The organism is Dyadobacter sp. 3J3 (assembly GCF_009801115.1).
Classification (GTDB): Bacteria; Bacteroidota; Bacteroidia; order Cytophagales; family Spirosomataceae; genus Dyadobacter.
Map to the genome: position 1 here is coordinate 167,016 of NZ_VTOL01000002.1, position 19,186 is coordinate 186,201.

Here is a 19,186-nt window from a genome sequence, read left to right on the forward strand (position 1 = left end):
TAAAAGATGAAGCTGTTCGGCTCCTACCTGCTAAAACTATTTGGTAGTAAACGAAAAGGCCTTTGAAAGCGTATAAATAGAGAAAAAGCTACCTCTAATATCTGGATATAACTTTAAAAAATAACATCATTGCGGTGTAATGTATTCGCGAAATCTTCCTGCATACCAGAGAATCTGTTTGATACCTTTTCCATAAACTCAATATCCATACATTTTTCTATTTCTTCAACGTTTGTGATCTCGTATTCTTCGATTTTGTAAGTTTGCTCGAACATACCAGCTTCAATCTTGATGATGTACTTATTATTCCATTGGTAAATACTAATCTTGAAGTGCTGGTTGGGTATATCCTTTATATATCGCATAGGTAAATATTTTTTTGCAAAAGTAATCAATTCAAAATTGGGATGAATTCAATGTTTAAACATAGTATATTGCTAATATTTATAGTGCTAATTCTTTTATCTTGTGGTGGTCAGGATAAAAAAGATTCTGCGGATTTTTTTTTAAAGGCTAATGTAGCTTTTACTCAAAACAATTATACCGAAGCACTTCGTCTTTACAATGAGGCCATCGCCAAAAATCCTGAATTTCCGGACGCCTATCTTAACAAAGGCATCACTTTGATGAAAATGGGCCAAATAAATGATGCGCGTGAGGTTTTGACAGAAGCAATCAAGCTAGATCCTACACTTATACAGGCAATTCTCGTCAGATCAGAATCTTCGCTTCGTTTGGGAGATTTTAAGAGTGCAGAAGACGATTTGAAAAAAATTGCAAAAGAGTATACTGATTCCACGCGATATTTTTTGATTAAGGGAAATCTGATGGAAGCTATGAGCCAGACCTCGGAGGCCATTGCGGATTACGATAAAGCAATTTTGCTTGACAAAAAAAATACCGAGGCATTTGTAAATCGGGGTGCAGTGTATTACAAACTTCACTCCTACGCACTAGCCCGGGAAGATTTTGCTTCTGCTATTAAATTAAATCCATCTCAGCCCGAGGCTTTGAATAATCTCGGTCTTATCGCGACAAATAACAAAGAATGGAAAAATGCCATATTCTATTTTGACAGAATACTGAATTTCCATCCAGACGATGCGTTGGCTTTAAATAACAAAGGATATGTATTATTACAAACAGGTGCACTGGAAGAGGCTAAAAAGCTCATAGAAAGAGCATTGGACACAAATCCTAAGAATGGTTACGCATTGAGAAATCTGGGGCTTTATTACGAACTGTCAAATGATGCCGCCAAGGCGCTTTTAGAATACAATAAAGCCATAGAACTGGCTGAACCTGTTGAAATGCTCTATGGCTTTACGGGACGACTTTATTTCAAACAGAAAAATAATGCAAAAGCTTGTGAGATATGGAAAAAAGGTACGATTCTAAAAGATTCCGTTGCGATTGAAGAATTTGCCAAAAACTGTAAATAATTTACCAATTTGAACGTATGTAACTTTTCATTCCTTTCCACGATTTTGCATTTTCTGACGGGTCTGTAAACACTTCCAGTAAGCTGGTTTTATTGGTATTAAGAAACAGTGGTATCTCCCTTTCTAAACCATCAAAATCATTAACCTGGAAGTATTCAATTTTTGAATCTTCTGACGTCCGTTTTGCAGTAAAAGAATGGCGTGTTTCAAAGTAATTTTCAAGCTCTGGTAAACTTGCCGGACCGTCAATCATTCTGAAAATATTTCCGCCACTATTATTCAAAACGATGATCTTTAAATTGTCTGGTAATGGCTGAATCAGCAGTCCGTTTCTGTCATATAAAAAGGCCACATCACCGACCAGTAAAAAGGTGGTTTTTTTGTTGATTAAAGCTGCTCCAATAGCTGTACTTACGCATCCGTCAATACCGCTTGTACCCCGGTTTGCAAAAATTTCAAGATGAGAAACACGATTTCCTAAGGCATTGACATACCTGATCGGCATGCTGTTGGCAATATGCAGCTGAGAACCGTCCGGAAGAGAATTAATAACGAAATTAACAGATGTTAGATCATTTAACAGTGATAGATTTTCAAGATATTCAGCTAATAAAGACTGTGCCTTCAAGTCATATCCGGTCCAGGTCTTTTTGTAAGAAGAATCATTTTCAGGATCCGATCCTTGTACAAATAACTGATAATCAATTTTTTCGAAAATTGAACTGAAAAAATTATCCGGCGAAACTGGTATTATTTGGGTTAATGAAAAGAAAGTATCCACGACATGGCTGTCTTCACTGATATGCCAGTGCCTGATCGATGGATTTTTTTGAAGAAATTGTTTAAATGCTTTCGAAATGAAAGATAATCCGTAGGTAATCAGTAAATCTGGTCGAAGCTTTTCAGTATCCGCATCCGCCAGGAACAAATCCTGATAGGTTATAAAACTCTGGTTTCCCTTTTGGTTGGCAATTGAATCTCCGACAACAGGAACATCCAGTTCTTCTGTTATTTTAGACAAAGCAAGGTTAAGAATTTCACTATTTTGATGCTGTCCACCTGCAATTAAAATACGCTCTGCATCGTCCCATTCATTCAATAATTCATGCCAGGTTTCAACGGGTAATGTAGACTCCGTTTCTACTTTTTTTATGATCCTGACATCCGCTGACGGAATTAACTCTTCCGCATTTTCCGGGTAAAAAGGCTCACGGATCGGCACATTAATATGCACCGGCCCATAAGGTTTTGAGTGCGCTAATATCGCTGCTTCATTGGCCGTTCTATTGATCAGCCAGAGGGCATCTTTATGTCCATAATCCGATGGAATCGTGAAAGATTTTTTCACATGTTTTCCATATATTTCCGCCTGATAAATGGTTTGTCCATCCAATTGATGTATCCATTCCTGAGGGCGGTCTGCGGTTAATATCAGTAAAGAAATCTGCTGAAAGAACGCTTCGGTAACAGCGGGAGCATAATTATAAGCTGCGCTTCCGGAAGTACAGATTAAAATAACGGTTTGATTAAGTTGTTGCGCTATTCCAAGCGCTATAAAACCTGCGGATCTTTCATCCATTACCACATGCTTTTCAAAACCTCTGTGGCGTGAAAAAGCCAATGTTAAAGCGGCACTTCGTGAGCCGGGGGAAATTACTACATGCCGTATGCCCTGGGCATAACAAACTTCGGCCAGATCTATTAGGGGCTGTAATACTGCCATTTCAGTTGTATACAAAAACGGCCTCAAAAAGAGGCCATTTTAAATTTTGGAATACGGATTTTCAGGTCTTAACCTAAATAAGTTTTCAAAGCTTTGCTTCTCGATACGTGACGCAATCTGCGGATAGCCTTTTCTTTGATCTGACGAACGCGTTCACGTGTTAGGTTGAACTTCTCACCAATCTCTTCCAAAGTCATTGCATGCTCGCCATTTAAGCCGAAATAAAGTGCAATTACATCAGCTTCTCTCTGTGTCAATGTGCAAAGTGCACGTTGTACTTCTTTGCGTAATGATTCATTCACCAAACCAGAATCCGGTTTGTCTTCCAAATCATTTTCAAGAACGTCCAAAAGACTGTTTTCTTCACCTTGAACGAAAGGTGCATCCATGGATACGTGCCTTCCGGATATTTTCATGGTATCAACAACTTCCGAAGAAGAAATTTCTAACACCTCGGCAAGCTCTTCCGGAGATGGCTCACGCTCAAAACGTTGTTCCAGCTCAGAAAAAGTCTTTGAAATTTTATTTAAAGAACCAACACGGTTCAATGGTAAACGTACAATACGTGATTGTTCAGCAAGCGCCTGAAGAATAGACTGGCGGATCCACCAAACTGCATAGGAAATAAACTTGAAACCACGTGTTTCGTCAAAACGCTGCGCAGCTTTAATAAGTCCCAGGTTACCTTCATTGATCAAATCTCCCAAAGAAAGACCTTGATTTTGATATTGTTTCGCTACGGAAACGACAAAACGAAGGTTAGCCTTAGTCAATCGCTCCAATGCTAACTGATCCCCGTCTCTGATTTTTTGAGCTAACGTCACTTCCTCATCCGGCGTCAACAAATCTACCTTTCCGATTTCCTGCAAGTATTTATCTAATGACTGACTCTCACGGTTGGTGATCTGCTTACTGATCTTTAGCTGTCTCATCTAAATTCAAATATTAATATGTATAAATAACGACATTAAAAAATGCCCTTGTTGATGAAAACACAATTTTATGCGTTTTTGTTCTCTGGCTTAGGAAGTAAGACCTTACGAGACAGACGATACTTGCCTGTTTTCTTGTCAACCTCCACTAATTTTACCTGTACTTCTTCCCCAACTTCAAGAACACCATCCATTGTCTCAATTCTCTCCCACTTGATCTCTGAAATATGGAGCAATCCGTCTTTACCTGGTAAAAATTCAACGAACGCACCAAAAGGCATAATAGACTTCACCTTACCGGAATAAACTTCTCCGATTTCAGGAACAAGGATGATTCCACGTATACGTGCAACCGCTTTATCCATTGAAGTCTTGTCTGCCGAAAATATACTTACATAACCAGCACCATCTTTTTCTTCAATAGAAACAGTAGCACCAGATTCTTTCTGAATATCCTGAACAACTTTACCTCCGGGCCCGATAACTGCTCCAATCATCTCACGGTCAATTTTGATTATGACAGCACGAGGTGTGTGAGGTTTCAGGTCAGGACGAGCTTCTTTAATCGTTTTATTCATTTCACCCAAAATATGCAGACGCCCAGCTTTTGCTTGCAAAAGAGCTTCTGACAATACTTCAAACGAAAGTCCATTTACTTTGATATCCATCTGGCAAGCTGTGATACCTTTTTCAGTACCAGTCACTTTGAAATCCATATCTCCCAAGTGATCTTCATCACCCAAAATATCAGAAAGTACAGCATACTGACCCGTTTTTTCATCCGAGATCAATCCCATTGCTATACCTGACACAGGAGCTTTGATTTTCAAACCAGAGTCCATAAGCGCCAAAGAACCGGCACAAACAGTCGCCATAGAAGAAGAACCATTTGATTCCAAAATATCAGAAACGATACGGATTGTATAAGGATTATCTTCTGGCGCAGGAAGTACTTTTTTCAATGCACGCAAAGCAAGGTTACCATGACCCACTTCACGACGTCCTGGTCCGCGGTTAGGTTTTACTTCACCTGTTGAGAAACCAGGAAAGTTATAATGAAGCAAGAATTTGCTGTAACCGTATTTCAACGGCGTATCAATAATCTGCTCATCATTTTTTGTACCCAACGTCACCGTTGTAAGCGACTGCGTTTCTCCGCGTGTGAACAAGGCAGAACCGTGTGCATTTGGAAGAAAATCGATTTCAGATGCGATCGGACGAACTTCATCCAATGCACGTCCGTCAAGACGTTTTCTTTCGTCAAGTACCAAACGACGGGATGCGTCATATTCCAGATCGTGGAAATAACGTTTTACAAGAGAAAGACTAACTTCTTCTTCGTCTCCAATCGTTTCAAGAAATTCGGCCAAAACTGCTTTTGCAGCTTCTTTACGAACATTTTTATTTGTTGAACCCAATTGGGCTACTGCATAAACCTTATCATAGCAGAATTCACGAACACGTGCTTCCAACTCCTCATCCTGAACGTCACCTATGTATTCACGCTTCACTGTATTTCCAACAGCAACTTCGAATTCTTTAACAGCAAGACACTGTTGTTTAATCACTTCATGAGCAAATTTCAGCGCTTCGATCACATCTTCTTCCGAAACCTCATCCATTTCCCCTTCAACCATCGTGATATCCTGATACGTTGCACCTACTAAAAGTTCAAGCGTAGCGTTTTCCAAAGCCGAAGTACCCGGATTGATAACAAGTTTTCCGTCAATTTTAGCAACACGTACTTCTGAAACTGGTCCACCGAAAGGAATATCCGATGCAGCAATAGCAGCCGAAGCAGCCAATGCAGCCAATGCGTCAGGCAAAGCCTCAGCATCAGCGGAGATCAACATAATGTTAACCTGAATTTCTGCGTGGTAATCATCTGGAAAAAGAGGACGAAGAACGCGGTCAACCAAACGGCTCACCAAAACTTCATGGTCAGAAAGTTTACCTTCGCGACGCATAAAACTTCCTGGAATTCTACCTGCCGAAGCAAATTTTTCCTGGTAATCAACCGAAAGAGGTAAAAAATCGATTCCCTCTCTAATATCTTTATTGGCAACCACAGTCGCTAATAGCATGGTATTACCCATACGTACCACAACTGATCCATCTGCCTGTTTTGCTAATTTTCCTGTTTCAATTGTAATTTCTCTACCATCAGGCAACGGTATCGTTTTGGTCACTATGTTAAATAGCATAGAATATGTAATGTTTGGTAGCTGTGAAAACGTCACCAGAACGTTTCCTGTAAATTCTGTCAAATTCCGCAAAAAATCAGGGAACTTACGATGCTGCAAGTTCCCTGGTCTAATAAATTACTTACGGATGTTCAATTCCGCGATAATCGCACGGTAACGACTAATATCGTTTTTATTAAGATAATCCAATAATCTTCTGCGCTTTCCTACCATTTTAAGTAGTCCAAGACGAGTGTCATTATCTTTTTTGTGCGTCTTTAAGTGCTCGTTCAAATAATTGATACGGTACGTAAATAAAGCAATTTGTGATTCGGCCGATCCAGTGTCTCCGCCTTCTTTCTTAAAACCTTTGGTTTCGAAGATCTCAATCTTCTTTTCCGTAGTTAAATACATGATTGTAACAACAGATTAAATAAATGATAATTACAGCACTATACTGTAAACAAGGTCGCAAAAGTACAAATTCTTTTACTATAATGAAAATATAATTTTACTACGAATTGATAAGCGGCGTTTTACCAAATCTACTTGCGATAAAAGATTTAATTCTTTTGATACGCATCTGGTAAACATCCTTATCAAAAAGACGGGAGTCGCTTCGCGCCCTGTCGATAAAATACATTCCTGCTAAAAACAATATGGTATTGGCCATCCAGGCCCCTACCGGCACGATCACCAATCCTTCTTTCACCCACTTGTCGCCCTGATTAATAAGTACATAGAGCAAAATAAAGAACAGAACCGAAACCAGTACAGGAACTCCAAAACCTCCTTTTTTGATAATTGCACCCAGCGGAGCACCGATCAGGAACATCACCAGACAGGAAAGTGCCTGCGTATATTTGTGATGTTTTTCCAATTCGTATTTACTGGCATCCTTCATTTTTGCCTGCAAATAATCCGCATTGGATTTTACATAACTCTGCATACTGGCCGCCGAACTTTTGGCATTTGTAAGAATTTCTTTCTTTAAACTATCCGTAACAGGTTTGGCCAATAGTGAATCAATCCACTTACCTGGTTTCAAAGTTTTATCAGTCCCCTGTTTATAATTGTACGAGAAATACTGCTGGCTGTTCGGTAGCAAATTCTTTTTCGTTTCGTCATATGAAGTCCTGATAGAATCGGAAGTGTGGTTCAGATCATTGATGTTTTTCATAAACTCATGATACTTGAACTGCCCTTCATCGGTACGTTTCATACCAAATGAGGAAAGACTTTCTATAAGCTTGTAATGGTCAAAAATATTTCGGGTAAACTTTGTATGCGCCGGAGGAGCCTGGCCCACCGGTGAAACAATATAGGCAGGACGGCCCCCATTGTCATTATCTTCCGAATACATCGTGCCATTAAACAGCTCAATCACAAGATTGGAATTCTCGTTGATCGTGTACATTTTACCTGAATCCGCAAGAATAATCTGTGTATTACCATGTTCGTAAGAACGGTTATCGTGTTTGTAAATCACCATTCCCTTCATGGATTGAGCGTCCGCCATCTTTTTATCAACCTTGATACTGTAACCCGGAAGATCATTATAAAAAATACCTTCCTTGATTTTCAACGTCGCTTTGGTTGTTTTTATATCATAAAGAAGACTATACCCCTTCAGGTTAGCCCACGGCGAAATCCTGTCATTGAAAAAGAAAGAAAAAATGCTGATCGCAACAGCGACAATGAACAGAGGGGCCATAGCACGCACAACCGAAATTCCCGCGCTTTTAATGGCAGTTAATTCAAAAAATTCGCCCAGATTCCCAAATGCCATGAGTGAAGACAGTAGCATCGCGAGCGGAAGAGCGGTGGGAACGGTAATAAGGCTGAAGAAAAAGAACAACCTTGAGTAATCCCAAATGCCAAGATCCTTAGACACAAAATCGTCAATGTAAAAAATCATGATCTTCATCAAAAATATGAAAACCACCACCGACATAGTAACCAAAAACGGTCCCCAAAAGGACATTAGTATAAGCTTATCAAGCTTTTTCATCAACTCCCTACAATTTCTTTTAGATTATCCATAAACCCATTCCACAACGATATTAGTTCAGCCTCATCCCTATTTGCGGAATAATCGATCACTCTCAGAAACGTTGTTTGGGTTAATTCACTTACTTCTAACTTTATTTCCAGATGATTATTGTCAAGTTCATCAGGACTTGTATTTTCAAATTCAAATTTTACGCCTTTATTAATTCGCAAACCAGTCTGTTTTGCAAAATGACTGTCACCGTCCCATTGAAAATCAAATCTTTGATTTGGCATCACAATTACCTTCTCTGCAAACCACTGTTCAAGTCCGGAAGGCGTTGATATATATGGGAACAAAACTTTTGGGGAAGAGCGTAATTCAAATTCAGTAATAAATTTAAATTTTTCCATATTGACTGGGTTTAATGGTGCGTCCATTTCTTGAATGTTAACCTGCTGATCTTAAAAGTTGTAATATAGCATAATTCACTAATAAAAAGCAGCAATGTACTTTTTCCTTTTAATTTAAATTACTTTTTTAACAGAATTTTCTCTAAAACTATTGTGTCATAAATTAATTTAACATACTTTTGCACCACGATAACAGTCCGGCGGGGTAGCTCAGATGGTTAGAGCACAGGATTCATAACCCTGAGGTCAGCAGTTCGATCCTGCTTCCCGCTACGAAATTGGCCAAAGCCTTGAAAGTCAAAATTCTCTAAAAGAATTAGAAACTTTCAAGGCTTTTTTACTTCTCAACCAATATATACCTCACGAAATTTTATTTTAAATGGCTCATAATAAGACATTTAAAATATTGCCTTATTTCTAGTAAATCAAAAATCAATCCGGAAAAAATTTTTCATCTCCGCAATCAAATCATTTAAACAAATAACTTTACAACATGAACTAAATCATTCATGCGTAAAAGAACTACATCTATTCCTGTAAATCCTATGGCTGACGAGTTCGGTGAAGGAATTGCCATTGAAAGAATAGCCTTTAAGGATTTACCCCCTCTGGAAATTGAAGATGCAAAACAATCTCACCGCCACGACGGTCATTCTTTTTTTTTGTTGGAAGAGGGATCCGTTCAACTTGAAATTGATTTTCAAAAATACGAAATGACGTCCCCGTCTATAATTTATATGCATCCTGACCAGGTCCATCGTACCAGTATATTTGAAAACGTGATCGTGTGTGCATTGACTGTCAATAATGAAAATCTGAATCCGGACTATCTAAAATTACTGGAGGAGATCACACCTGCAAAACCGTTGGCACTGGATAAAGAAACGCTTTCCATCATTTCAGAAGCAATTTCACTTTGCATTAGATTTTTTGAAAGGAAAAACGAAAAACTTTATCATTCGGCATTGAAAGACAGCTGTAATGCATTGATCGCCTTGATCATTTCGCGATATCTGGAACAATCCAAATCACCCGACAAACTTTCACGATTTGAAATTGTTACCAAAAATTTCAAAGAAATATTGGAACGTAATTATACTTCCGCCAAAAGTCCAACCGTATATGCTGAAAAACTGAATATATCTACTCCGTATCTAAACGAATGTGTCAAAAACACAACGGGTTATTCTGTCTCACATCATATACAGCAACGTATTATTTTGGAGGCAAAACGCCTTCTGTATCATTCTGATAAATCAGTAAAAGAGATTGCGTCCGAACTTGGGTATGACGACTACCCTTATTTTTCGAGATTGTTTACCAAAATCACGAGAATGTCGGCATTGACTTTCCGGAACAAAAACTTCGATTAGTCCAATACCTACTTCGTATTGACATTGCATCCACCAGGAATACGACGTTGCTTTACATCAACAAAAAAATCGTATCAAATGGAATCACTAATTAAAAAAAATATTAAGCAGCAGACCGTTTTGGTTTCAGGCGCAAGCATAGCCGGACTTTCAACGGCATATTGGATGACTAAAATAGGTTATAAGGTAAGCGTTGTTGAAATGGCAACCGAACCCAGAGTCAATGGTGGAGCCATTGATATAAAGGGAACTACCATCTACATTGTGAAACGGATGGGCATTTTTGAGCAACTAAAAGCAAACAGACTAAATGTTGAACGGGTTGAATTCAAAAATGCAGAAGACATAACAGAAGGCTCAATTTCGCTGATCAATGAAGGTGCCGAACTTTCCGATGTTGAGATAGAAATCGAACGGGATAAATTTGTGACCATCATGTTTGATGAGCTCAAAAACAATGTTGAATTTATTTTTAATGATCGCATCACAAATTTAAACGAGACAAAAGACGATATCAAAGTAACTTTTAAAAATGGTAAGCCCAGAAAATTTGACCTGGTGTTAGGCTGCGACGGGATTCATTCGGGTGTTAGAAATATTCACTTCGGTCACGAAACAGAATACTCCCATTTTCTGGAAGCGTATTTTTCCATCACGATCGTCGATAAATTATTGGTGAAGCAAAAAACCATGCAGATGTATAATGTGCCGGGAAAGGGTATTATGCTCAATGCGTATAAAAACAAAACTGACATTATTTTTTGTTTTCTTTCGGAAAAAGAAATTCCATATGATTATCGGAATGCCGATCAGCAAAAGCAAATTATTATCGAACAATTTGCCGGACAAAGCTGGCGTACAAATGAGCTATTGCAAGAATTAGAGCATTCAGGGAATTTTTATTTCGATAAATTCTGTCAGATTAAAATGCCGTCTTGGACAAAAGGCAGGGTAGCTTTGGTAGGTGATGCAGGTTATTGCGCTTCAGCAGCAGCTGGTATGGGCGCATCTTTGTCTATTGAAGGAGCGGCTGCCTTAGCTGATGCCTTGCAAAAACACAACGGAGATTTCGAACTGGCATTTCAGGAGTATAACACAACGCTACGGCCGTTTATCGAAGAAGTGCAGGCGACGGCCACATTAAATGTAAAGGAAAATTTTATTCCGAGAACGGAAGAAGTTATTCGTCAAAGAAACATGCAAACGGAGCCTTGGTAAAAATTTGTTACTGAGAAACAGGGCTTGAAACCCTGTTTCTCAATTTAAGCCAAAATCAGAAGTAATAGTCACAAACTGCCTATATATTTGGCTCAAATCCCCCGTTATTAAAAACAGCGTTACATTAATTTTGTTCCAAATTAACAGCAAACTAACATAACCGATATCAACATTTGTTTCTATCTTACTCATTGAAAGCTAAATCCTGAACGGGTGAAAAGACTATTTACCATAATCTCGCTTGTAATACTCATTGCAGGCTGCGATTCCAAAACCAAAAAAATAAAAAAAATGGACGATTCAAAAAAAACGACGGAAAACGCAACTTCACAAGCTGACACAACACCAAAGGTGACAGGAATTGGTGGTGTCTTCTTTATTTCAGACAATACAAAGGAAATAACAGAATGGTATGCCAAAAATTTAGGATTTGACGTGAATGAATGGGGTTCTGTAAGTTTTGAATACAGAGACGTGAACAAACCTGAGACCATAATCCCTCTTCAATGGAGTCCTTTTAAAAAAGGAACTGAGCATTTTGCTCCGTCCAAAAAAGATTTTATGATTAATTACCGGGTTCAGAATATTGAAGGATTGGTAGACAAACTCCAAGCTAATGGAGTAACCATACTCGACAGCATTGTAGCGTACGATTATGGAAAATTTGTACATATAATGGACGCAGAAGGCAACAAAATTGAACTGTGGGAGCCTCAATAATAAAATAAAATTTTTGCAGATTCTTATCAAAACTAATAGACTTGATTATCAAAAAAATGACGTCATACCATGTCGTTTTTTTGATATTACTCCAATTCAAATTAGACCTGCTAATTCTTCATGTTCCAGTTGTTTCTTACCCCAGTTGTGCAAATGCTCTATAAAGGGAATTAACTCCTGCCCTGTTTCGCTCAGTGAATATTCTACTTTCGGCGGAACTTCATGATACATTTTTCGGATAATCAATTGATCCTCTTCCAACTCTCGCAGAGTCTGGGTAAGCATTTTCGTAGTAATATCAGGCAAAGTCCTGCTTAATTCCCCATAACGCAATACTGTTTTTAAGCTGAGATGCCACAAAATCCGGCCTTTATATTTTCCACCTATTCTCTTGAAAGCATATTCAACTCCGCACTTTTGTATACACTCAGGAATTTCTGGTTTATTTTTCATTTATATTTTCTTATAACTTTCTTATAATCAACGATACATACTATTTAGTATGTAAGATACAAATAAGTACATACTTGTCAAAAGTATACAAACTATCTAGTATTGCAGTTCATTAAAGAAAATAGTTAAAATGAACTTGAAATTAAAAGATAAAGTAGCGGTGGTTACGGGTGCTTCAAAGGGAATTGGAGCAGGGATTGCAAAAGCATTTGCACAGGCGGGAGCAAAAGTTGTTGTCAATTATGCGTCTAGTAAGGATGGTGCAGATAAGGTTGTCAATGAGATCACAAAAAATGGCGGTATTGCCATGACTGTTCAGGGTGATGTCACCAAGTCGGCCGATGTAAAAAGACTGTTTGATGAAACCAAAAATACTTTTGGATAACTGGATATTCTGGTAAACAATGCCGGCGTTTTCACTTTTGAACCATTAGGCGCTGTTACAGAGGAAAGTTTCCATTTACAAGTTAACACGCACGTGCTTGGCAATTTGTTATGCTCACAAAAGGCAGTTGAAATGTTTGGTGATCGTGGCGGAAGTATCATAAATATCAGTTCAACTGTAAGTACAAATCCGATGGCAGGTTTAATTGTATATTGTGCTGCAAAGGCCGCCGTTGATACTTTTTCGAAAGTATTAGCCAAGGAATTGGGACCGAAAAATATACGGATAAATACAATTGCGCCTGGCGTTACAGATACAGAAGGAAATCATACTGCCGGTATCATTGGTAGAGATCTGGAAAAACAAATGGTTGCAATGACGCCATTAGGCCGTGTAGGACAGCCGGAAGATATTGCAAAAGTTGCAGTATTTCTTGCTTCCGATGATGCCAGTTGGGTTACCGGTGAAAGAATTACTGTTGCCGGTGGTTTGCTTTAACAATCTCTTCTTTATCAAAAATGCTGTCCGTCAAGGGCAGCATTTTTTCTTTTAATGTAATTTACTCAAAACCCGGTTACCAGTAAGCACCTGATGATACACTTTTGGGTGATCGTAGGAGGCTTCTAAATAAGATGTCTTTTTTATTTCAACAGAATTAAATGCCACGCTTTTCGGTTTGATTATTATACGAGCCTATATTCCGCAAATCAAGACAAATGAAATTATTACTAAAATATTTAAGCCGATACAAAGGGCTTATCCTTCTCGCTTTGTTACTAGCTTCAATAAACCAGATCTTTTCGCTACTTAACCCTTATATTTTAGGGAATGTATTGATTGATCCGTTTGCCAACAAAGCGGATTATTTTCGGAAAAATGGTCTGAACAATGAATTTTTTCGGGGTATTTCTATCGGTTTGCTCATGATCATAGGCGCCGCCATGGTTTCCCGTATTGCAAAAGCTTTCCAGGATTATGTCGTGAATGTTGTAATTCAGAAATTCGGAGCCGATTTATATACCGATGGACTTCGTCACGCTTTACGCCTTCCCTACCAGGATTTTGAAGATCAGAGAAGCGGGGAGACTTTATCTGTACTTCAAAAAGTACGTGCAGATTGTGAAAAGTTCATCACAAACTTCGTCAACGTACTTTTTGCCACGCTGGTAGGTATTGTTTTCGTAACCATTATTGCTTTTAAATTGAGTCCGATGCTTCCGGTCATTTATTTAATCGGCTCTATCGTGCTCGCTTTATTGACCAGTGTTTTAAGCCGAAAAATAAAAGAAGTACAAAAAAATATCGTCAAAGAAACGACTGCCCTTGCCGGTTCGACAACGGAATCACTTAGAAATATTGAGCTCGTTAAAAGTCTTGGATTAACCCAGCAGGAAATTCGCCGCCTTAATGCTACTACTTTCAAAATCCTAAAACTGGAATTGAAAAAAGTCAAAAGTATTCGTTCGATCAGCTTTATCCAGGGAACTTTCGTGAATTTCCTTCAACAATGTATCATGTTTTCGCTGTTATACTTTGTCTTTCACGAAAAGATTACGGTCGGACAAATGATGATGATGCAGTTCTATTCCTTCTTTATTTTCACACCGTTGCAGGAATTAGGAAATGTAATTTTGTCTTATCGTGAAGCGGAAGCATCGCTTATTAATCTTGAAAAATTACTAAGTCGGCCTATTGAAAAGAAACCAGAGCATCCGGAAAGAATTGATGCCATTGAAGACTTACGTTTCGAAAATGCACATTTTCAGCATCAGACAGCCCGCATACCTGCACTTAATGGTATTTCTTTTGAAGTAAAACGAGGAGAAACAATCGCGTTTGTAGGTCCGTCAGGTTCGGGAAAAACAACACTTGTAAAATTGCTGGTTGGGTTATATCACCCCAACAGTGGCCACATTTACTATAATAACCATAGCAACAGCTCCATTGATTTTGATGAATTAAGACATCAGATCGGATTTGTGACTCAGGATACGCAGCTTTTTTCAGGGACAATCAAGGAAAATCTCCTTTTCGTAAATCCGTCTGCTACGGATGAATTGATTACCGAGGTATTGAAAAAGGCTGCCTGTTATAATCTCTTATTACGCGCAGAAAATGGAATTGATACGGTTATTGGAGAAGGTGGGTTGAAACTATCCGGTGGTGAACGTCAACGTTTATCCATTGCAAGAGCACTTTTGAGAAATCCACATTTGATGATTTTTGATGAAGCCACTTCTGCATTGGATTCCCTTACGGAAGAAGAAATTTCAACAACAATAAGAAGTATCACCAGCCAGCGCCAGCATATTACCGTCATGATCGCGCACAGGCTTTCAACGATTATGTACGCTGACAGGATTTATGTTCTTGAAAAGGGAAATATAATAGAAACCGGCAGCCACAATGCTCTGCTTGAAGAAAAAGGTCTTTATTACGCCATGTGGCGCCAGCAAATTGGAGAGCGAAAAGATACCCACGCGCTTCAATCGTAAAAGACGCCAAGTTTTTATTTCAAACCTGGATTTTGCTCCAAACTGAGCAAGATTCAGGTTTTTCAGCTTTCCGGGGTTTGATAGTTTTGTCTTATCATAATAAAACCCAAATAATGGCTGATTACAAAAATTTAGATACAATTGATTGGAGTGCGGTTACTGAGCATATGCACGAAAACGGTTATTGTCTGCTTCCAAAAATAGTACATGATGATGCCTGCAATGCGTTAATCAACAGCTATGACAACTCGGCTTTTTACCGAAAAACCATCGTCATGGAGCGATACCGGTTTGGATCGGGAGAATATAAATATTTTCAATATCCACTTCCCGATCTGATCCAGAACATCCGCGAAAGTATTTATCCAAAACTCGCTACCATTGCCAACAAATGGATGCAGGTCCTGCATATTGACAAAACCTTCCCTGATTCTTTTTCTGAGCTTCAAGTTCTGTGTCACGCGAACAATCAGACCAAGCCAACTGTTCTGATACTCAAATACGGTAAAGGAGGTTTTAATACCTTACATCAGGATCTTTATGGCGAAATATTTTTCCCCATGCAGCTGGTCCTTTTTCTTAACGAACCCGAAGTTGATTATCAGGGAGGAGAATTTGTCCTGATGCAGCAAACACCAAGGGCACAATCCAAAGCCATTGTTTTGAAACCAAAAAAAGGAGACATCTTAATTTTTACAACAAACTTCCGTCCTGTAAAACGAAGTAAAGGTTATTACCGGGCAAATATGAAACATGGTGTAAGTGAGATCCATGAAGGAAATCGCTGTACGCTTGGTATTATATTTCATGATGCTTTGAGTTGAATTTTCTCTGTTAGAGGGTTTACAAAGAAGGGTTATCAACGATTAAGAAGCTAAATTTTGTTTCTTCATATAAAAACAGAGCCTTGAAATATTATAGAATTTATTAACAGTGATTTTCAGGAAAGATATCTGATGCTTCCAAATTAGATTATCTTCCAAAGTAAGATAATCTATCACCAATAGATTTGTACAATATTATCAATGAACGATTTTAAAAACGAGTTCTTTTAACAATTCTCCCTCTGGTGTGCTTACTCCATCAAGCCCTTTCATACGAGCGTCACATTCACGTAGATAATGGATGATGTGAGCGACCTTTGGCAATGGATAATTCCGTGCTGCCAGGGAATAATCTTTTACAAAAAACGGATTGACGCTCAATGCCGTTGCCAAACCTTTCTCAGATTTGTCGGGACTTGCATGTACCAAAAGAACTTTAGAGAAAAAACCGAAAAGAATGATTAAAATTGGAGCCAAAGGATTGTCTTTCGGATTGGAAGAAAAATGAGACGCAATACGATTTGCTTTGATAACATCACGCATCAGTAAAGCCTTTTGAAATTCAAAAACATTGTATTCTTTACTAATACCGACGAAACGTTCTACTACTTCTGCATCAATTCCCTGATCAACGCGAAGATTGACCATGATTTTACGAATTTCATTGGTCAATCTTTTCAGATCATTCCCAATATTATCCACCATCATTTGCACGGCTTTGGGACTGATTTTCACACCTTCCCCCTGACAATAAGACGCAACCCAATCTGGCAATTTATTGTCGTACATCTTTTTAGACTGCACCACGTAACCATGCGTATTAAATGCCTTCACAAACGTTTTACGCTCATCTGCATTCGCATGAAAACACAAAACCAGCACGGTACTACTCAATGGGTTTAAAGCATAATCTTCCAATCTGGCCTGAAAATCTTTTTGCTCGATACCGCCAAGTTTATTTGCATCTTTAACGATTATCAACTGACGTTCAGACATAAACGGATACCTCCGGGCATATCCAATAACCCCGGCCACGTCGGTATCTTTCCCGTACAAAACAAACTGATTAAAACCCTTTTCGGACTCAGATACCACCCGGGCTTCAAGTGCATCCGAAATGGCATCGATATAAAATGGTTCGTCCCCATAAAGAAAATAGACGGGTTTAAACTTTTTGGTTTTAATTTCTTTAAGAACTATATCAGGCGTTTGAGCCATTTTTTTAATCTAAATTTTGAAAATAGTATAAGTCAACATTTAAATTCAAATCTCAGTTTTCCCTAATAAAACGTGCCGCCTCTGCCTGCAATTGAGGAAAAAAGATATTGAATTTGTTATGGTAAAATTCTTCATTGTTAGCCAGATCTTCCTCGGCCAATACCAGGACATCCAGAAAATCAGCGCGCCTGGACAATCGGTTGAAAGTGATTTTTATTCCTTCCAGTGTTTCATAGGTATTAAGCCAGTCCTGGCGAATCATGGTTCTAACCATGGATTTCATATGTTCAGGAATTAATCTGTCATTTTTTGAGATTACCAGATACATCCGGTCGCTGTATGATTTTAGAGATTCGTTGCAAAATTGGTCAAAATATTTGGCTAAAAAATAATCAAAGTAAATATCTGTGGCAATTCCGGCGGTTTTCCCTAAAACATTGGCGGCCATTTTTTTTGCTTCTCTCACCGTTGGATGCCCGTCGGTATACATGTCAATATGGCGATGTAATTTCAGACCAAGCAGATAATCAGCGCTCCAACCCATAATTTTTTCACCGGACAATCTGCCTTTTATAAAATCTCCGACAAAATTACCTGTTATAACCTCCTCACTATCCCCGGAAAGCAATAAATGCGCTAAAAAATTCATAAAAAAAGACATTTTGGCAAAATTCCCGTACGTTTGTTTTTCCTATTGGACCATGGAACAATTATTTTACAACAACCAATATTTTAACCAGACAAGCAAATGAAAGTCGAAAAGAATAATGTCGTAGCACTCATATATAGTCTTAGAATTCCGGACAATGACGGCGAAATGGATATCGTAGAAGTAGTAACGGAAGAAGATCCGATGTATTTTATCCAAGGCATCAGCGGACTTCCGGAAGGCTTTGAACTTAAAATTGAAGGTCTTTCCACAGGCGATACTTTTGACTTCACGGTAGCTCCTGAAGAAGGCTATGGCGAATTTGATCCGGAAGCAATCGTAGAATTACCAAAAGCGGTTTTCCAGTCGGACGATATCGATCAGGAAGAGCTTCTTGAAATCGGAAATATTGTTCCAATGACAAACGAAGACGGTGAGCGTATGCACGGACAGGTTGTTGAAGTAAAAGATGATGTTGTCGTGATGAATTTCAACCACCCATTGGCTGGAAAAGAAATGCACTTTGAAGGTTCAATTCTTTCAATTCGTCCTGCTACCGACGAAGAAATAAGCCACGGACACGTTCACGGAGAAGGCGGTCATCACCACGAATAATGGTTAATTATTAATGGTTAATTGTTAATGATTAAAAGTTAGTGGATTACATTAACCCTTGATCATTAACAATTAACCATTATTTACCGTATTGCTCAACCTCCACTCCAAAAGTTCTTAAAAATTCAACGCCTTCCTCTACTGCAATTCCCTTGTATGCTGCGTAAGAATGCAGAAAAATCACTTTGCTTATTTTCATGGTGTAAATTACTCTGGCACATGCGATACATGGTGCCAAGGTGACAAAAAGTGTTGCACCTTCAATGTTTGAGCCATTTTTAACTGCAAATAGAATTGCATTTTGTTCTGCGTGAAGCGCAAGTGAGCAACTTCCTTTTGCATCACGGGGACAACCAACTTCGGGAAATTCTTCGTCACAATTGTGCGTTCCGGCTGGTGGGCCGTTGTAACCAATTGAAATAATCCGCGTATCTTTTGTAAGTACCGCACCAACCTGAGCTTTGATACAATGCGAGCGTTGTGCTAAATTTTTAGCCAACTCCATAAATATATCATCAAATTCCGGCCTGATTTTCGTTATGTCTGTGCTCAT

Annotated in this window: 18 protein-coding genes, 1 tRNA gene and 1 pseudogene; 9 read left to right on the top strand and 11 right to left on the bottom strand. The window is 38.7% G+C overall.

Annotated elements, in window-relative coordinates:
- Window positions 1-113: 113 nt before the first annotated feature.
- The gene (locus FZF08_RS04510) at window positions 114-365 is read right to left on the bottom strand and encodes a hypothetical protein (protein WP_159467453.1); all 252 of its coding nucleotides are present in this window, start codon (window positions 363-365) and stop codon (window positions 114-116) included.
- A 69-nt stretch (window positions 366-434) separates the two neighbouring features.
- Here FZF08_RS04510 and FZF08_RS04515 point away from each other — a divergent pair, with 69 nt between their 5' ends.
- Window positions 435-1,442 carry a lipopolysaccharide assembly protein LapB gene (locus FZF08_RS04515; protein WP_229216413.1) on the top strand — a complete coding sequence of 336 codons (1,008 nt, stop codon included), beginning with the start codon at window positions 435-437 and terminating at the stop codon, window positions 1,440-1,442.
- Window position 1,443: 1 nt separating this feature from the next.
- Here FZF08_RS04515 and menD read toward each other — a convergent pair whose 3' ends face one another.
- The 6 genes from menD to FZF08_RS04545 form a co-directional block, all read right to left on the bottom strand.
- Window positions 1,444-3,165, bottom strand: coding sequence for a 2-succinyl-5-enolpyruvyl-6-hydroxy-3-cyclohexene-1-carboxylic-acid synthase (menD, locus tag FZF08_RS04520; protein WP_159467455.1), 1,722 nt, complete (start codon window positions 3,163-3,165; stop codon window positions 1,444-1,446).
- Between the two features lie 68 nt (window positions 3,166-3,233).
- Window positions 3,234-4,097, bottom strand: coding sequence for an RNA polymerase sigma factor RpoD/SigA (locus FZF08_RS04525; RefSeq protein ID WP_015810559.1), 864 nt, complete (start codon window positions 4,095-4,097; stop codon window positions 3,234-3,236).
- Window positions 4,098-4,165: 68 nt separating this feature from the next.
- A complete protein-coding gene (pnp, locus tag FZF08_RS04530) occupies window positions 4,166-6,301 on the bottom strand; it encodes a polyribonucleotide nucleotidyltransferase (RefSeq protein ID WP_159467456.1) in 2,136 nt (711 codons plus the stop codon).
- A 117-nt stretch (window positions 6,302-6,418) separates the two neighbouring features.
- Entirely contained in the window at window positions 6,419-6,694 is a 276-nt protein-coding gene (gene rpsO, locus FZF08_RS04535; protein WP_159467457.1) for a 30S ribosomal protein S15, read from the bottom strand.
- A 100-nt stretch (window positions 6,695-6,794) separates the two neighbouring features.
- The gene (locus tag FZF08_RS04540; protein ID WP_159467458.1) at window positions 6,795-8,291 is read right to left on the bottom strand and encodes an LptF/LptG family permease; all 1,497 of its coding nucleotides are present in this window, start codon (window positions 8,289-8,291) and stop codon (window positions 6,795-6,797) included.
- A complete protein-coding gene (locus FZF08_RS04545) occupies window positions 8,291-8,683 on the bottom strand; it encodes an START-like domain-containing protein (RefSeq protein ID WP_159467459.1) in 393 nt (130 codons plus the stop codon). Before FZF08_RS04545 ends, FZF08_RS04540 begins: the two co-directional genes overlap by 1 nt.
- Before the next feature lie 199 nt (window positions 8,684-8,882).
- On the opposite strand from FZF08_RS04545, the gene FZF08_RS04550 reads away from it, so the two are divergent.
- From FZF08_RS04550 to FZF08_RS04565, 4 genes are all read left to right on the top strand, one after another.
- Window positions 8,883-8,956, top strand: a tRNA-Met gene (locus tag FZF08_RS04550).
- Between the two features lie 236 nt (window positions 8,957-9,192).
- Complete coding sequence (locus FZF08_RS04555; protein ID WP_159467460.1) at window positions 9,193-10,056, top strand: helix-turn-helix domain-containing protein; 864 nt, start codon at window positions 9,193-9,195, stop codon at window positions 10,054-10,056.
- Window positions 10,057-10,134: 78 nt separating this feature from the next.
- Window positions 10,135-11,274: an FAD-dependent monooxygenase gene (locus tag FZF08_RS04560; RefSeq protein ID WP_159467461.1), complete on the top strand. Its 1,140-nt coding sequence runs from the start codon at window positions 10,135-10,137 to the stop codon at window positions 11,272-11,274.
- Between the two features lie 291 nt (window positions 11,275-11,565).
- Window positions 11,566-11,994, top strand: a complete 429-nt coding sequence (locus FZF08_RS04565; RefSeq protein ID WP_159467462.1) for a VOC family protein — start codon at window positions 11,566-11,568, stop codon at window positions 11,992-11,994.
- Window positions 11,995-12,090: 96 nt separating this feature from the next.
- Here the strand turns inward: FZF08_RS04565 and FZF08_RS04570 are convergent, their stop codons facing one another.
- On the bottom strand, window positions 12,091-12,447 hold the full coding sequence (locus tag FZF08_RS04570; RefSeq protein ID WP_159467463.1) for a helix-turn-helix domain-containing protein: 357 nt from the start codon (window positions 12,445-12,447) through the stop codon (window positions 12,091-12,093).
- Between the two features lie 130 nt (window positions 12,448-12,577).
- Between FZF08_RS04570 and FZF08_RS04575 the strand changes: the two are divergent.
- From FZF08_RS04575 to FZF08_RS04585, 3 genes and pseudogenes are all read left to right on the top strand, one after another.
- Window positions 12,578-13,330 (top strand): annotated as a pseudogene (locus tag FZF08_RS04575) (SDR family NAD(P)-dependent oxidoreductase).
- Window positions 13,331-13,548: 218 nt separating this feature from the next.
- Complete coding sequence (locus tag FZF08_RS04580; RefSeq protein ID WP_159467464.1) at window positions 13,549-15,327, top strand: ABC transporter ATP-binding protein; 1,779 nt, start codon at window positions 13,549-13,551, stop codon at window positions 15,325-15,327.
- 113 nt (window positions 15,328-15,440) lie between these two features.
- Window positions 15,441-16,151 (top strand): 2OG-Fe(II) oxygenase, encoded by a 711-nt coding sequence (locus tag FZF08_RS04585; protein WP_159467465.1) that lies wholly within the window; start codon window positions 15,441-15,443, stop codon window positions 16,149-16,151.
- Window positions 16,152-16,349: 198 nt separating this feature from the next.
- On the opposite strand, the gene holA is transcribed toward FZF08_RS04585, so the two are convergent.
- Together holA and FZF08_RS04595 are read right to left on the bottom strand one after the other, a co-directional pair.
- On the bottom strand, window positions 16,350-17,369 hold the full coding sequence (gene holA, locus FZF08_RS04590) for a DNA polymerase III subunit delta (protein WP_159467466.1): 1,020 nt from the start codon (window positions 17,367-17,369) through the stop codon (window positions 16,350-16,352).
- A gap of 52 nt (window positions 17,370-17,421) precedes the next feature.
- Window positions 17,422-18,018 carry an ACP phosphodiesterase gene (locus FZF08_RS04595; protein ID WP_159467467.1) on the bottom strand — a complete coding sequence of 199 codons (597 nt, stop codon included), beginning with the start codon at window positions 18,016-18,018 and terminating at the stop codon, window positions 17,422-17,424.
- A 99-nt stretch (window positions 18,019-18,117) separates the two neighbouring features.
- Between FZF08_RS04595 and FZF08_RS04600 the strand changes: the two genes are divergently transcribed.
- Window positions 18,118-18,633, top strand: a complete 516-nt coding sequence (locus FZF08_RS04600) for a peptidylprolyl isomerase (RefSeq protein ID WP_159467468.1) — start codon at window positions 18,118-18,120, stop codon at window positions 18,631-18,633.
- Window positions 18,634-18,712: 79 nt separating this feature from the next.
- On the opposite strand, the gene FZF08_RS04605 is transcribed toward FZF08_RS04600, so the two are convergent.
- Entirely contained in the window at window positions 18,713-19,186 is a 474-nt protein-coding gene (locus tag FZF08_RS04605) for a dCMP deaminase family protein (RefSeq protein ID WP_159467469.1), read from the bottom strand.

Excerpts from the sequence above, each read along its gene's own strand:
- FZF08_RS04510 (WP_159467453.1), bottom strand. The coding sequence starts at position 365 with ATGCGATATATAAAGGATATACCCAACCAGCACTTCAAGATTAGTATT.
- menD (WP_159467455.1), bottom strand. The coding sequence starts at position 3,165 with ATGGCAGTATTACAGCCCCTAATAGATCTGGCCGAAGTTTGTTATGCC.
- FZF08_RS04525 (WP_015810559.1), bottom strand. The coding sequence starts at position 4,097 with ATGAGACAGCTAAAGATCAGTAAGCAGATCACCAACCGTGAGAGTCAG.
- pnp (WP_159467456.1), bottom strand. The coding sequence starts at position 6,301 with ATGCTATTTAACATAGTGACCAAAACGATACCGTTGCCTGATGGTAGA.
- rpsO (WP_159467457.1), bottom strand. The coding sequence starts at position 6,694 with ATGTATTTAACTACGGAAAAGAAGATTGAGATCTTCGAAACCAAAGGT.
- FZF08_RS04540 (WP_159467458.1), bottom strand. The coding sequence starts at position 8,291 with ATGAAAAAGCTTGATAAGCTTATACTAATGTCCTTTTGGGGACCGTTT.
- FZF08_RS04545 (WP_159467459.1), bottom strand. The coding sequence starts at position 8,683 with ATGGAAAAATTTAAATTTATTACTGAATTTGAATTACGCTCTTCCCCA.
- FZF08_RS04555 (WP_159467460.1), top strand. The coding sequence starts at position 9,193 with ATGCGTAAAAGAACTACATCTATTCCTGTAAATCCTATGGCTGACGAG.
- FZF08_RS04560 (WP_159467461.1), top strand. The coding sequence starts at position 10,135 with ATGGAATCACTAATTAAAAAAAATATTAAGCAGCAGACCGTTTTGGTT.
- FZF08_RS04565 (WP_159467462.1), top strand. The coding sequence starts at position 11,566 with ATGGACGATTCAAAAAAAACGACGGAAAACGCAACTTCACAAGCTGAC.
- FZF08_RS04570 (WP_159467463.1), bottom strand. The coding sequence starts at position 12,447 with ATGAAAAATAAACCAGAAATTCCTGAGTGTATACAAAAGTGCGGAGTT.
- FZF08_RS04580 (WP_159467464.1), top strand. The coding sequence starts at position 13,549 with ATGAAATTATTACTAAAATATTTAAGCCGATACAAAGGGCTTATCCTT.
- FZF08_RS04585 (WP_159467465.1), top strand. The coding sequence starts at position 15,441 with ATGGCTGATTACAAAAATTTAGATACAATTGATTGGAGTGCGGTTACT.
- holA (WP_159467466.1), bottom strand. The coding sequence starts at position 17,369 with ATGGCTCAAACGCCTGATATAGTTCTTAAAGAAATTAAAACCAAAAAG.
- FZF08_RS04595 (WP_159467467.1), bottom strand. The coding sequence starts at position 18,018 with ATGAATTTTTTAGCGCATTTATTGCTTTCCGGGGATAGTGAGGAGGTT.
- FZF08_RS04600 (WP_159467468.1), top strand. The coding sequence starts at position 18,118 with ATGAAAGTCGAAAAGAATAATGTCGTAGCACTCATATATAGTCTTAGA.
- FZF08_RS04605 (WP_159467469.1), bottom strand. The coding sequence starts at position 19,186 with ATGAGCACAGACATAACGAAAATCAGGCCGGAATTTGATGATATATTT.